This window comes from Paenibacillus xylanivorans, assembly GCF_001280595.1.
Lineage (GTDB): Bacteria > Bacillota > Bacilli > Paenibacillales > Paenibacillaceae > Paenibacillus > Paenibacillus xylanivorans.
This window is the reverse complement of the sequence record NZ_LITU01000033.1, coordinates 39,211-52,918: the sequence shown is the minus strand read 5'-3', so window position 1 is coordinate 52,918 and position 13,708 is coordinate 39,211. Positions and strand designations below refer to the sequence as shown.

The following is a 13,708-nucleotide window of genomic DNA, read 5'->3' as shown; positions in this document are numbered from 1 at the left end:
AGAGTTTTTCCCTTCAGAGAACGATTGGAGCCTTATCCCACCACATCAGTTCTGTCATGATAATATTTAGATAACAATCTAATCCGCAATGACACAATGTTCTTGTCCTTTTCGGCAAAGGAACCAAGTTCTTGTCCTCCGCTTGGGACAAGAACTTGGTTCCTTAAATCAAAAAAGCCGCTAAAATAGCGACTTTGAATGGAACAATGTTCTTGTCCTTGGACACGGAATTATAGCTGGAATCGCAGCTCTTTGCCCAGGATCTTTCGAAGGCACAGGAAAATCGTCTCCAAATTGTTTTCTAAGTATAGTTGCCCCATCTGCGCTATCGACCTCATCTCTTGCCTCTATAAGACACGCAAGGAGCTTCTCTAACTTCTCTTTGAGTACCTTAATTTGTTTCAGGGTCATTCTTTCGAGCAAATTAGGGTAAGGAGCAACTGGTAAGTTTACTTCTACATATGGATATTGAACAACTTCGCCCTCTTCAACCTCAAATCTTGTGGTGAATGTTGAAAGAAACGTAGAGATAAGATGGATAAGAGCTTCACTGTCACGATATTTTTTTTCTCGAGAAAAGAAGTCTATAACTTCTGTTTTAACCTGCATATTATGATAAACAATTGAGGTTAGAGCAATACCAGTAGGCTTACCATAAGTAGTCCCTTTAAACTGAACATCTTTCCAACGTTTAAGATAACGAACGATCCTACGGAATTGCTTTCTATCATCTTGGTCCGAATATTTCTCTCTGATCTCTTTAATTAAATCCTTAGGGTTTGATTCATCCCAGCTCTGATTTTCTACCGTACTTCCTAACTTCCTTTTTGCTATATACACCTTGCCATCATTATTCTCTGATGCATATGTTGTTACATCAACATTTGAACATCTCCACAGATCATATTCGAAGTCTGATCCTTCTTCTATGCGATCAATATGTCGTCTGGATTACAGGTGTTCGGATAGGTTGTCATGAACGCGAGCATAAAGCCAATTTGAAAATCGGGGTTAATTTTTTGTCCAAGTTTGACTGCATTCACACTTGCTACGAATGGTGATGCAGTGCCTGGAAGCGAGTCTGTGGATCGTCAATGCCGTCCTCCAACGTTTCTTTGCCTTCAAACAGGATGCTCGATGCTAGGTATGATCCAAATGGCAATGTCAGACAGTTGATCTCGTTAAACGTAAGCCAATATTTCACCTGATCCGTATAAAGGTTGAAAAGGGTTATACAATATCGGATATAACAATCGATCACTTCACATGAAGCCCAGCCATTATACTTCTGGGTCAGTACCGAGTGGCGTTTCATAATGAGAAATGGTCACCAGTGGTTCGATATTATATTTTTTCAGCTCGGCAAAGACATTGTCATAGAACTGCAATCCTTCTTCGTTTGGTTTTAGTTGGAAACCTATTTGGTATTCAACTTGGTATTGGAGATATTACCCTGGGCTGAAGCCAGATGACTCATAATCATTTCGACGGCCCGCTTGTAACCGCCAGCTTGCCATAAAGATTCACCGATGAGGTAAGCCTGCTGTTTATAAAGCGGATTGCTTAGTACTTCTGCTAATGCCTCTCTCAAATCAGTTGTACTGAGGTTATGCTTATGATCAATAGTTTTTTTCTGATATCGAAAAAAGCTTTTGGCTATCCGACTTCTAAGTATGTAAGTTCTTGTCTTGTAACAAACCTAAAAGGAGTGTATCAAAGTTCCAATTTGGACTTTGATACACTCCTTTTTGTATTAATAGATCTTCAATCAAGAAATGCTTGATGTAATGCCTCTAAACCATCTTTATAGATGCCATGGAACAGGTCAATAGCCTCTTCGTCACTAACACCTACAGGCGTGAAACTGCCAGACCACTCTACCAACGATGATTCACCATCAGTACCTTCCATAACGTGGATTGTGGATAAATAATCAGTAACCGGAAAAGGTGCTTTCATAATTGAATAGGTGTAGTAGCGCTCCTTATCATTGAATACTTCCAAGCGCTCTACAATTGCATCACCATCAGGATTAGCCAGATGACGTACACGTCCACCTTCTGTTACTTTACTGCTAGGTATATAAGGTAACCAGTCTGCAAGGGAGTCAAAACCACCGATTAATTGCCAAACATGTTCAGGTGAAGCGTAAATTTTAATAGTAATGGTAGTATGTGTCATTTTATTCACTCTCTCCTTTTTATTTAACGATGATTGGTAGTGGTGCATTAGGTGCTACCAGTTTTTGTTCTCGCATTTCCTCCCAGAATGCAGCCGGTATCACTGTGTTCAATGCAGCCTTATCCTCTTCGATTCGTTTAGGGCGGCTAGCACCAGGAATGACAGCAGCAACTGTCGGATTAGCGAGTACAAATTGCAAAGCAGCAGCCTTGACGCTGATTTGATGACGATCTGCAATATTTTTGATTTTCTCAACTTTTGCAATAATTTCTGGTGACGCTTTTTGATACTCGAAGTGGGTACCTCCTGCAAGAACACCTGAGTTATATGGACCACCAACGATAATGTCCATATTATTTTCTTCAGCTGAAGGCATTACTCGTTGTAGCGCATGCTCATGGTCCAACAATGAGTAACGACCAGCTAGCAAGGAAACATCTGGTTTCACTTCTTCTAAATTCAGTATGATTTCAATTGGTTCTACCCGGTTTACTCCTAGTCCCCAAGCATTAATTACTCCTTCTTCACGTAAACGTGTAAGCACACGGAATGCTCCAGTTCGGGCAGTTTCAAATTTAGAAAGCCACTCATCTCCATAAAAGTCCTGCGCTATATCATGAATATAAACAATGTCCAGACGATCTGTTTTTAAACGTTTTAAACTCTGCTCGATAGAGCGAAGAGTTGCATCCGCGCTATAATCAGGGATGATTTTATTCTTACGGCCGAATTCGAAAAGCCCCCCTTTTTCTCCTAAATCACGTGCAGATGGGTCTTCTAGTTCTTCCGATATGATTCGACCCACTTTTGTGCTTAAAACGTAGTCATTGCGATTTCTTTTCGACAGTGCTTCACCAAGGCGAATCTCGGATAACCCAGCTCCATAGAATGGGGCTGTGTCAAAGTAACGAATACCACTCTCCCAAGCAGCATCTACAGTTGCTATAGCTTCTTCTTCTGGGATATTACGGAACATATTACCTAACGGTGCAGAACCAAAACCTAGTTTCCCTTGCAGTATATTTTTCATATATAATAAACCCTCCTAAAATTATATTTAAATTCTTTATGTCAGAAATCAATGACTGACCAAATCAACAAATGTCATTTCATCGTCTGACAAAATTGATTATGAAACATCTAAACAGAAAAAAATAGTACGCACTTTAAAGTTATATAGGAACTAAAAAGTAATATAGGTTTCCCAGTTGGTCAGAGTCCGCTGATATAAGTAACCTTTGTTTCCTGTATCTGCTTAAGAGCATCACTTGTCCCCGAATGAAATTCCAAACTCTGAACATCGCGATTAGGATCACTGGTCAGCCCTAAAACTATAGCGCGAACGCGAATTAGACAGGCTAATACGATATGATCCTTTGTTTTAAAAATAGAGGCGTAACTTATTTCATTTCCGTTTAATTCAATTAGTTCATCAGATCTGGATGCTTACTCTTTGGTAATCCTTTAAGTCATCTTGAGAGGATAAATCGTTCCTGCTTTGCTCATATACCGTCTCAAAGATGGATAAATTACGAATAAGTCCACATTACTTGTAGACTTTTTTATTTAGAACACACTACGTACTAATCCACCGTCTATTCTCAATGCAGAGCCATTAATAGCTGAGGAAAGTGGACTACTTAAGAACGTAACAAAATGTGCAACTTCTTCTGGACGAATGAATCGTTCTATTATAGAAGTAGGACGGTTCTCACTCATGAAACGCTTTTCGGCCTTATCCATTGTTAAGTTTTCATTCGGATAAAGACTATTTAACATAGTCTCTACACCTTCGGTTAGAGTTGAGCCTGGCATTACTGTATTTACAGTGACATTTGTACCTTTACATAACTCTGCTAAACTACGGGAAAGAGACAATTGCATGGTTTTTGTTGCACTGTAATGTGGCATTTCCTGGGATGGCATAATAGCTGCCTCACTTGCAATAAAGACAACTCTGCCTTCTTCTTTGTGAATCATTTTCTTAAGGTAGGAGCGAGTTAGCCGAACACCGCTCATAATGTTCACTTCAAAGAAACGAAACCAATCATCATCTGGGATGTCAAAATAATCAATGGGTTCGAATATGCCCAAATTATTGATCAAGATATCTACTTCTGGATATTCATTGAATATCTGTTGACAGCCTTGTTCCGTTCCTAAATCATAAACAGCTGGCTTTAGAGTGGCTTGAGGGTATTGTTTCTGAATTTCATTGATGGTTTCAAGCACCTTTTTTTCCCGTCGCCCGTTAATAAGAATCGTAGCACCCTCAGCCGCTAATGAAAAGGCAATAGCCTTGCCAATACCTGCAGTTGATCCTGTAACAAGTGCGATTTTCCCTTGTAAATTCAATTTCATTTTACATTCCTCCATATATTGAGTTGACACTTCAAATGGTGAAAAAAGAATAATAGGTATTTATTAAAAAAAAAAGAGCTAGACAGACAAACTAAATGTGTCTAGCTCTTTACTACTAATTAAAAATCAAAATTGTCAGGATCTGGCCCTATGCGGTGATTTTGATTCATTTCATCGATGAGTTTCATATCTTCTTTTGTTAGTTCGAAGCCAAAAATAGCAGCATTTTCTACAATACGATGCTCTTTGGTTGATTTTGGAATGGTAATAATACCATTCTGTATATCCCAGCGTAAAATCACTTGGGCTACAGATTTATTATATTTAACAGCGATTTTTGTTAAAACATCATTGTTCAATAGTTCACCTTGCATTAAAGGAGACCAAGCTTCTAGTTGAATACCATGTTTTTCACAAAAGGCTTGAAGCTCTTTTTGTGTTAAACGTGGATGACATTCCACCTGATTGATTACGGGTTTAATTTCTGCGTCATTCATTAAGTTTTCAAGATGGCGAATTTGGAAATTGCTTACACCGATAGCTTTTACACGCCCTTCTTTATAAAGGGTTTCTAAAGCACGCCAAGCTTCTTTGTATTTCCCTTCAACTGGCCAGTGAATAAGATAAAGATCTAAATACTCTAATCCCAGTTTCTTTAGACTTGTTTCATAAGCTGCGATCGTCGATTCATATCCTAAGTCTGCATTCCATACTTTTGAAGTGACAAATATCTCTTCTCGTGAGATACCAGCTTCTTGTAGTCCTTCACGGATACCTAGACCTACACCTTCTTCATTTCCATAAATCGCTGCTGTATCGATACTACGGTAACCATGTTTGATGGCTAATTTAACGGCATTTACCAGCTCTAGACCTTCTTCTACTTGAAAGACTCCTAGACCGAATCCTGGCATTTTTACACCATTGTGTAGAGTGACTGTATCTTGTAAATTATTTATCACTGAAAATTCCTCCTATTTTATCTGCATGGATTTATTTGAAATCATTTTGGTCAACAGATTATACTCGAGATTTTGAAAAAAAGCTCTCCATCTGCTTTGGATTACATATCTTTGAACAAAATTGATTAGCTCTAACTTATAGCGATTCCCACAAGAACTTTATTTATCTAAAAATAAACGAATTGCTTTTGTAACCAATTCATGATCTTCTTCAGGGGTTAATCCGGATACCGTAACGACCCCGATTATCCCAGTGCCTTTCAGCATAATAGGAAAAGCCCCACCATACGCTGCATATTTATTAACATCCAATAGATGTACTTCATGAAAAGACATTCCACTCATTATTTTCCTGAGTAGTTCCCGTCATCATAAAGTGGAACAACTGTACATCATTTTTTGTTATATTTACGGCAATTTGTTTTCGTGCTTGTTTAGCCATATCAACAATAGATAAACCTAAAAGAAGGGCATCTTCGTTAGAAAAAGAAGTGAATTGCAGCATTATCTCATCTTTTTTAATACTTTCCATTTTTTGTTCAAAATATGTGGTGCTCATAAAGTTTCTCCTCATGGATTATGCATATTGTTTTAATCATCTAAATCTTACAAGTCGCTAAGTTTTTAAACGCTGCAATTCATAAGCAGGATTACTTAGAGTGAATATTCAAAATTGCATAATAATTTAGTTTTAAAACAGATAGATTCGGAATTATATCCGTAGCGATTTTAGAGGTAATGACCATGTAAATAAGGTGAAAGCATTACGAGCTTCAAGTAATATTTCAAAACCTTTTGTTATAAGCAAACCATGAATATCTAAATTTAGAGAAAATTTCATGGATTTAAAACTAACCAAAACTATTAGCGCCAATGATGTTACTATTCGAATTTTGTCTAACCTTGCCGGCAAGAAATATTATGTTACATGACAATACATATTAAAAGTACGTACTTTTTTGTGCTATAGGTACTTAAAAGTGCCTGTTGGCCTTTTTCAGAAGCGTTCTCCGCAAATAAAGGTATTCAATTGTTTCTGAACTCCTTTGTTAATGGATTAGATTAGTCTTGTGACAGCATATAACGAAAGAAGTAGGCAAATGTAACCCTCAAAAATCAACTAAACGGCACTTATTGAAGCAGCGTGCAATCGATATCAAGAATTGACAAATGAACTGAATCCTATTCAGACGCATCGATGAACGTAGAGGCGCTCGTCGAGCAGCAGTTTGGTTAGTCTATGGTCTTTCATCTATTAACGTCTAAAGAAGTATTCCTACTGCCAGCTATTTTGAAATGCAATAGTAACATCCCGAGGGGACACTTCTTGATCCATCGCTCAAAACAATAATGAGAACGAGCCATTTTAAGTGTGCCGTCATTGGTGGGTGTTTCGCATAGTGATTTTTAGTTCTCTTCTATTCAAGATTTTAGGATATCGCTATTATCCTAATGTTAAATGAAAAATGCTCATGAGTGTCTCATGAACTTTTGCGGACATTTCACTCAATTCACCATACCTTGCCTAGTAAAGCATAAATTAATCAATTCCCTGAGGGTTTTGCATACCCTGCTAAATATAACAAAACTTCAAATCATACTAGACTTCTTAATACGAACATTTAGGTGTGATTTTTGATTGATATTACTATTTACCATTTACACTCTCCTTCAGATAATAGGTACCTTTGAGTACCTATATAACTAAAAAGTACGTACTTATCAAAATAATTTAACGGCTATATACTAGCACTCATGAAGCGAAGGAACGCTAAGCTTACTTCAATTCAACATAAATTAACTTCAGGAGGAATCATGAATCAAAATATTGATAAGCCAGCATCTCAGCGTAAAGCAGAGTCAAAGTCAGGCTCCTGGGGACTACTTGCCCTTGCTATTAGCGCATTTGGCATTGGGACAACTGAGTTTGTTCCAGTAGGGCTTCTTGGATCCATCGCCAATAGTTTAAATATCAGTATCACTCTGGCTGGTCTTCTTATTTCAGGTTATGCGATTGGGGTTGCTGTGGGAGCTCCTATACTCACAGCTCTAACCAATCGAATGAGTCGCAAATCTTTGCTTATGTCTTTGATGGTAGTTTTTATTATCGGTAATGTTGTCGCAGCCCTTTCACCATCATTTGAAGTACTCTTAATTGCACGTTTTATCACAGCATTTTCTCATGGCGTCTTTTTCTCTATTGGAGCGACGATTGCTGTTCAGTTAGTACCTCCAGGAAAAAAAGGTAGTGCAATCGCACTCATGTTCACTGGTCTTACTATTGCTATTGTTACTGGTGTTCCTTTGGGAACTTTTATCGGCCAAGTCTTTGACTGGAGAGCAACTTTTTGGTGTGTTGCATTGTTTGGTGTTATTGCGATCATATCCAGCGCCGTACTGATCCCTAAAAATCTGAAACAATCTCCTCCAGCCAAATTCTCCGATATGGTCCGACTGCTCACAAATGGACGATTGATTATGGGCTTTCTGATCACGACACTCGGTTACGGAGGCACATTTGTCGCTTTTACTTATTTAACTCCACTCCTTCACGATGTGACCGGGGTAAGCCAAGGAATGATTAATATCATCTTGATCGCTTATGGTGTTGCTGTTGCATTTGGTAACTCAATTGGAGGGAAGTTTGCCAATAAGAATCCGATACGTGCACTATTTTGGATGTTTGTTGTTCAAGCGGCAGTTCTAATCCTTTTGACATTCCTCGCACCATTTAAAGTGGCTGGTGTCACTGGTGTCATCTTAATGGGTCTATTTGCCTTCATGAACGTACCTGGTTTGCAGTTAAACATTGTCCAACTTTCTGAAAGGTACGCCCCTTCAGCTGTCGAAGTTGCTTCAGCGATTAATATTGCAGCATTCAACATCGGAATTGCAGTGGGTTCGGTAATCGGCGGGATCGTCATTGATTCTATGGGGCTTGTGCATACTCCTTGGATTGGTGCTCTAATGGTTATCCTAGCAATCCTACTCACAGGTATTTCTGCCAAGTTAGAAAGAAAATCATGAAAGGAGAGTTCGTATGTATGAGCATCATCAAGCTTACCAAAGAACCTACAAAGAAGGTGAATTAACGCTCGGTCTTCATATTCCATTAGAAAACTATCATATGAAAACGCCGACGATGGCACATCAAATTGAGTTAGCTCAGACTGCTGAAACATACGGTTTTACATCGTTGTGGCTCAGAGACGCTATATTGGAAGATCCCAACTTCGGGGATCCTGCTGTCGGTCAGATTTATGATATTCTGATTTTCGGGACACACTTGCTTAGCCAGACCAAACAAATCGCTATTGGAACCTCTGCATTGGTACTCCCTCTTCGCCATCCACTTAGACTGGCGAAGGAAGTTGCCACCATCGAAGCACTTTTTCCCGAAAGGCTGATCATGGGTGTTTCTTCCGGAGACAGGCGGGCTGATTTTAAAGGGCTAGGGGTCGAATATCTGAGTCGGGGCGCTCAGTTCCGCCAAGGGTTATCTTATCTGGAAAAGGCACTTTATGAGCATTATCCTACAATCGACTCACGTTATGGGCATATTGAGCAAGCGACACTCGTACCGAAACTCAAGCAAAGAATTCCTACAATGATAACCGGCTTTGCCCAGCAAGATTTGGACTGGCTTGGAGTAAACGGTGACGGATGGATGTATTACCCACAGGCACCACTACGACAGTTAGAAGTTATTAATGCATGGCGAGAGTCTGCAGCTCGACAATATCAATCAGCATTTCGCCCTTTCACTATGCCTATGCATCTTGATTTAGCGGAGGATCCCGATGAAGACGCAACCCCCATTCGATTGGGTTTTCGAATCGGACGCAATAAATTGTTAGAGCTTCTTAAAATATATAAAAAGATTGGGGTTAATCATCTCTTTTTTGCTCTATTTGACAGTCTTCGACCAGCTGATGAGGTCATTCATGAATTAGGAGAATACGTATTGCCTCACTTTCTACCACTTGAAATTAGGGTTTGAATGTGGTCCAGTTCACTAACATCTTGATTTTTAACAGCATATAATAGGGGAATCCACAAGAGCTATTAGAGATTCCTTTTTGAATAAAATCTGGTCCAGCAGGGTTACTCTGGCTGGCCAGATAGATATAGATCAAAGCGAGCAAGATACTCTGCTTAAAACCAGGGGATTTGTCCTTAAAGAACTTGATGCCACCGATTAAACTTAGGGAGGATCTCAATATGATTAAATATAATATTCCTGTAGAAGCTGCCTTGGAGGTAATTGGTGGAAAATGGAAGGTCGTTATCTTATGTTATTTAACTAAGTCAACAAGACGAACAGGGCAGTTAAAACGCTTGATGCCTGGTATCACACAAAAAATGCTGACACAACAATTAAGAGAGCTCGAGAAAGATGGTATCATTCGTAGAGTAATTTATAATCAAGTTCCACCCAGAGTTGAATACTCACTAACAGAGTATGGGCTAACCCTTTCAGATATTTTAGACGCACTTTGCAATTGGGGGGAGAAACACATCGATATTAAATACCCACATAAAAATGTATTACTAAATATAGAAGAACTAGAAAGTAGATTCTCTGGAGAGAAAATCACTGAAATAATTTAGAGTAATCATTATTTGCAATAGGCTTAGAGTCGCACTCCTTTCAAGTGTACAAAGAGTAAAACCGAATGATGGTTTCTTTGATAAAAGATATCAAAGGAACAAAGTTCTTGTCCTCTACATGGGACAAGAACTTTTACAGAAAAAAAAGCCGCTTCACTCTTTTTACAGTGTAATGTACATGTCTGCTACTGGAATTGCAACCGTTTCTATTATTGTGTACTATTTCTACATCATCGCTGAGGACAATACGAAGAGTGTTCTGTTCCGTCGTAAAAAGCTGCAGACCTCTTCTTTTTTAAGATTGGACGGATTGTAATATGAAGTTTAACAGCTACTGGAAACAAAGAAAAGCAGTGGTGGACCGCTAATCTTGGTCTGCCACTACTTTATAAGATGAATATCCCCAATAAGTATAACTCCAATTAAGTAAGTATTGTCATCGCATCTCTTGTAAATGGAACTAGATCGTCAATACGTCCTTCTTGAATTTTTATAGCCCATACCGGGTCGACCAGAAGCGCACGTCCAACAGCGACCAGATCAAACTCATTATTCTCAAGTCGTTGGACCAATCCATCAATGCCGACGTTGCTTGCCCCTTTACCTTCCGTGAACAGGCTTGTACAATCACCGTCAAGACCAATTGATCCAACTGTGATTGTCGGTTTACCAGACTGTTTCTTGATCCATCCAGCTAAATTCAGATCAGAACCTTCGAATTCTCGCTCCCAGAAACGACGTGTAGAACAATGGAAAATATCGACACCAGCACGAATCAACGGTGTCAGAAGCTGCTCCAGCAATTCCGGTGTTTCTGCCAGTTTAGCTTGATAATTTTCCGTCTTCCACTGAGATAAACGCAGTACGATTGGGATTAACCTTTTCAGCAATGGCACTAAGTCTTGCCTTAGGTCAGAAAAAACCTAGTTCTGATACAAAAAAATCGTTACTCAAGCGAAGTCTTATATTAATGTACTTTTATCTCGCCACAGGAGTTCCATCATGATGCTATTTAGATAACTACCTAATCCGAGATGACACAATGTTCTTGTCCTTTTCGGCAATGGTACAATGTTCTTGTCCTCAGCTTGGGACAAGAACTTGGTTCCTTAAAACAAAAAAGCCGCTATAATAGCGACTTTGAATGGAACAATGTTCTTGTCCCGCGACATCATACTATGTCTCCTAACCTTATTAATTATGTTTGTACTTTACTACGTTTTTATTTTTGTTTTATAACCCAAAAAAACTAAGTTTCTTATAGCCTTCAAATTTAAAAAGAGCCTGACTCAAATCTCCGATATGATATGCAAGTTCATCCCCCACCTAGCAAACATGTGATAGTTCTTGCGGATGCTCTTTATGTTTACAATGAACTCATTTTTAACCCCTTTTTTATCTGCCTTACCTATATATAAAGGGATAAAATCATCTAAATCTCCTGTTCCCATTACATAGATGATTCCCTCCCATCTCGGATCATTGATATTTGACTCAATCGTATTAATGATAGCATCCTCCATGAGAGTAGACCGTTTGAGTAATCGTCTTTCAGTTTGGTTTACAACTTTCAATTTGGTTTGTACAAGTTAAGAGCCTGCATCTGTCTCAAATAACGGAACAAACGAAAATCCTCTGTTCGATTTAAGCCATTCATTAAATGGAATCATCGTCTATTCCCTTCATGATTTAAAAGAGTATTTGGATAAGCATCGGATATCAAACTCACAGCTGATATTCAACCGAACCAATGGTGCAAGGAAACCCAGGGATTGGCGGCTGAGATAAAACGGAATCTGCGAGAATAAATAAGCCAACTTTATCCAGCATCATCAAGTAGAAGTGTACGACACTCTTCATACAATCCTTTTCCCTTCTTTATGCCTTTTAAATGAGCTTTCCAACGATTGAGAGGGTTATTACTACGCCCAACGTACACTGGTATAATTCCTTCTATTTCAATAAGATATAGATAGTATCTTGAAAGCTACCTTTAACTAATTGTTTTATTTGTTTTAGAATAACTGCCTGATCTAGATTCATGTTCCCTGGCGGAATAGAAAATAAATATTGCTGATGGTTAACCAACCATTGTTTTAGCAGGTACTTTTTAGTTAACATTCGTTCACTCCAAGGTATGTATTAGTGAGCTTGAACATCCGATAATTCTAAAGAAACAATACAGTAAGTGGTACACGCTTTCTAACTTAATTCAAAGAAAATGGAGAGCAAGCGCCCTCCACGGAGTAGTCTAGATTTCAATATTTAATGTGTTATTGCTTGAAGTAAATTTCATAGATGCACCCAAACCCTTAATAGCCTGTACAGGAATGTACGTAATTCCGTTAATGGCTTTTGGAGCGGTACTTAATGTAGAAGACATACCATTGTAAAATACCGTTTTACTACCCAGCGTTAACGTTACTTTGTACTTATTTTTTGTTAAACCGATCGTTCCACTCCCAGCATCGTATGTAAATGAGGCACCTAGAGCTTTTGAAATGTCACGCAGTGGGATCAAGTTACTTTCTTCAAATTGTAGAGGTTTGTTCGCAAAGTTTACTTTCTTATCGTTTACATAAACTTTTAAAGACGATTGTGTGTATTGAGGCTTAGTTTCTTTTGGTTTTGTAGATTTTGATGATGAAGATGAACTAGAGCTACTGGATGTTGAGCTACTCGAACTACTAGATGACTTTGAACTTGAGGAAGAACCTCCGCCATGATAATGATATTCTCCATATTCTAGTCCCCATTTGGCACAATTGGTCCAACACGTATGTCCACCATTTGCATCGGTTCTCCCTGGATGAGCTAACACACTTGATGTACCTGATAAAAGCAAAAGAGATACTAGAGAACTAACCAGCAACTTTTTTTTCACGATTTACACCCTCCGACTGGTACTATTTTCCTAAGTATCATATCATACAATATCTGATAAATAAATATATGGTTACCATTTTCGAGAATTAAATTATCTTTAGAATTCAATAAAAGAAGATTCATCAACGCTATGCTGTTAGGAGCTCAAATAACCTTTAGATTTCTGGAATCGATATGCCATTAACCTTATCTATCAAAGGTTTAGACACTTTATTAATTCTGAGATAAATCTTGCAATGCCCGCCTAAGATTGGATAGAATTGATCCTCCTTTCAAGAATCGACTGGCTTTTGCCTAATTACTAAGATGGAAATAGTTTGGACGGATGCCAAGTTTGTCAACTGCGCAAATCGGCAATATCTTCGCCGTTAAATTCAGAACGATTACGTTCCCATCTACTCTTACACGCTCAACAATAATGCCACTTTAAGATTGTAATCCCTCTCAGTACGCTCTACCGTTAGTGTAACCTGCCAGTTAGTTTAATGAATTGAAGGGCAAGATGACGATTAGATACACGCCTAATCGGCAACAGGAACATGTTCTTGTCCTCAGCAGCTATTTTCAGTCCGATATTTCGCCTTTTTAATACCGAGCAACCGTGTTTAACCTCTCATCTTGTCAGTTGTCACATAACATTGTGAACATTTTCATGTATTATGGTACTTAATAAAGCTTTAAGTGCAAGTAATCTATGTTTAGATGTA

General features: G+C 38.6%; 11 protein-coding genes and 4 pseudogenes. 4 read left to right on the top strand and 11 right to left on the bottom strand.

What is annotated here, in order from left to right; genetic code table 11:
• Positions 1-180 precede the first annotated feature (180 nt).
• From AMS66_RS03720 to AMS66_RS31565, 8 genes and pseudogenes are all read right to left on the bottom strand, one after another.
• Positions 181-840 (bottom strand): hypothetical protein, encoded by a 660-nt coding sequence (locus tag AMS66_RS03720; RefSeq protein ID WP_053779505.1) that lies wholly within the window; start codon positions 838-840, stop codon positions 181-183.
• Between the two features lie 89 nt (positions 841-929).
• Positions 930-1,418, bottom strand: a pseudogene (locus AMS66_RS34640) (family 1 glycosylhydrolase); the annotation flags it as partial.
• Entirely contained in the window at positions 1,418-1,591 is a 174-nt protein-coding gene (locus tag AMS66_RS33075; protein ID WP_236703155.1) for a hypothetical protein, read from the bottom strand. The pseudogene AMS66_RS34640 and the gene AMS66_RS33075, both read right to left, overlap by 1 nt.
• A 173-nt stretch (positions 1,592-1,764) precedes the next feature.
• On the bottom strand, positions 1,765-2,181 hold the full coding sequence (locus AMS66_RS03710) for an SRPBCC family protein (RefSeq protein ID WP_053779504.1): 417 nt from the start codon (positions 2,179-2,181) through the stop codon (positions 1,765-1,767).
• Positions 2,182-2,200: 19 nt separating this feature from the next.
• A complete protein-coding gene (locus AMS66_RS03705; protein WP_053779503.1) occupies positions 2,201-3,211 on the bottom strand; it encodes an aldo/keto reductase in 1,011 nt (336 codons plus the stop codon).
• A gap of 536 nt (positions 3,212-3,747) precedes the next feature.
• Positions 3,748-4,542, bottom strand: coding sequence for an SDR family NAD(P)-dependent oxidoreductase (locus AMS66_RS03700; RefSeq protein ID WP_053779502.1), 795 nt, complete (start codon positions 4,540-4,542; stop codon positions 3,748-3,750).
• 119 nt (positions 4,543-4,661) lie between these two features.
• Positions 4,662-5,504: an aldo/keto reductase gene (locus tag AMS66_RS03695; RefSeq protein WP_144424402.1), complete on the bottom strand. Its 843-nt coding sequence runs from the start codon at positions 5,502-5,504 to the stop codon at positions 4,662-4,664.
• A gap of 159 nt (positions 5,505-5,663) precedes the next feature.
• A pseudogene (locus AMS66_RS31565) lies at positions 5,664-6,063 on the bottom strand (heme-binding protein).
• 1,256 nt (positions 6,064-7,319) lie between these two features.
• Between AMS66_RS31565 and AMS66_RS03685 the strand changes: the two are divergent.
• From AMS66_RS03685 to AMS66_RS33070, 4 genes are all read left to right on the top strand, one after another.
• Entirely contained in the window at positions 7,320-8,531 is a 1,212-nt protein-coding gene (locus AMS66_RS03685; RefSeq protein ID WP_053779500.1) for an MFS transporter, read from the top strand.
• 13 nt (positions 8,532-8,544) lie between these two features.
• Positions 8,545-9,504: a TIGR03571 family LLM class oxidoreductase gene (locus AMS66_RS03680; RefSeq protein ID WP_053779499.1), complete on the top strand. Its 960-nt coding sequence runs from the start codon at positions 8,545-8,547 to the stop codon at positions 9,502-9,504.
• Positions 9,505-9,725: 221 nt separating this feature from the next.
• On the top strand, positions 9,726-10,115 hold the full coding sequence (locus tag AMS66_RS03675) for a winged helix-turn-helix transcriptional regulator (RefSeq protein ID WP_053779498.1): 390 nt from the start codon (positions 9,726-9,728) through the stop codon (positions 10,113-10,115).
• A 178-nt stretch (positions 10,116-10,293) separates the two neighbouring features.
• Positions 10,294-10,431, top strand: a complete 138-nt coding sequence (locus tag AMS66_RS33070) for a hypothetical protein (protein ID WP_201782137.1) — start codon at positions 10,294-10,296, stop codon at positions 10,429-10,431.
• Positions 10,432-10,537: 106 nt separating this feature from the next.
• Here the strand turns inward: AMS66_RS33070 and AMS66_RS03670 are convergent.
• The 3 genes and pseudogenes from AMS66_RS03670 to AMS66_RS03665 form a co-directional block, all read right to left on the bottom strand.
• Positions 10,538-10,987: pseudogene (locus tag AMS66_RS03670) on the bottom strand (12-oxophytodienoate reductase); the annotation flags it as partial.
• Positions 10,988-11,934: 947 nt separating this feature from the next.
• Positions 11,935-12,081: pseudogene (locus AMS66_RS34635) on the bottom strand (GIY-YIG nuclease family protein); the annotation flags it as partial.
• 285 nt (positions 12,082-12,366) lie between these two features.
• Positions 12,367-12,999, bottom strand: a complete 633-nt coding sequence (locus AMS66_RS03665) for a copper amine oxidase N-terminal domain-containing protein (protein ID WP_053779497.1) — start codon at positions 12,997-12,999, stop codon at positions 12,367-12,369.
• Positions 13,000-13,708: the final 709 nt, after the last annotated feature.

Bases quoted from the DNA above. Each gene is read 5' to 3' on its own strand.
- AMS66_RS03710 (WP_053779504.1), bottom strand. From the start codon at position 2,181: ATGACACATACTACCATTACTATTAAAATTTACGCTTCACCTGAACAT.
- AMS66_RS03705 (WP_053779503.1), bottom strand. From the start codon at position 3,211: ATGAAAAATATACTGCAAGGGAAACTAGGTTTTGGTTCTGCACCGTTA.
- AMS66_RS03700 (WP_053779502.1), bottom strand. From the start codon at position 4,542: ATGAAATTGAATTTACAAGGGAAAATCGCACTTGTTACAGGATCAACT.
- AMS66_RS03685 (WP_053779500.1), top strand. From the start codon at position 7,320: ATGAATCAAAATATTGATAAGCCAGCATCTCAGCGTAAAGCAGAGTCA.
- AMS66_RS03680 (WP_053779499.1), top strand. From the start codon at position 8,545: ATGTATGAGCATCATCAAGCTTACCAAAGAACCTACAAAGAAGGTGAA.
- AMS66_RS03675 (WP_053779498.1), top strand. From the start codon at position 9,726: ATGATTAAATATAATATTCCTGTAGAAGCTGCCTTGGAGGTAATTGGT.
- AMS66_RS33070 (WP_201782137.1), top strand. From the start codon at position 10,294: ATGTCTGCTACTGGAATTGCAACCGTTTCTATTATTGTGTACTATTTC.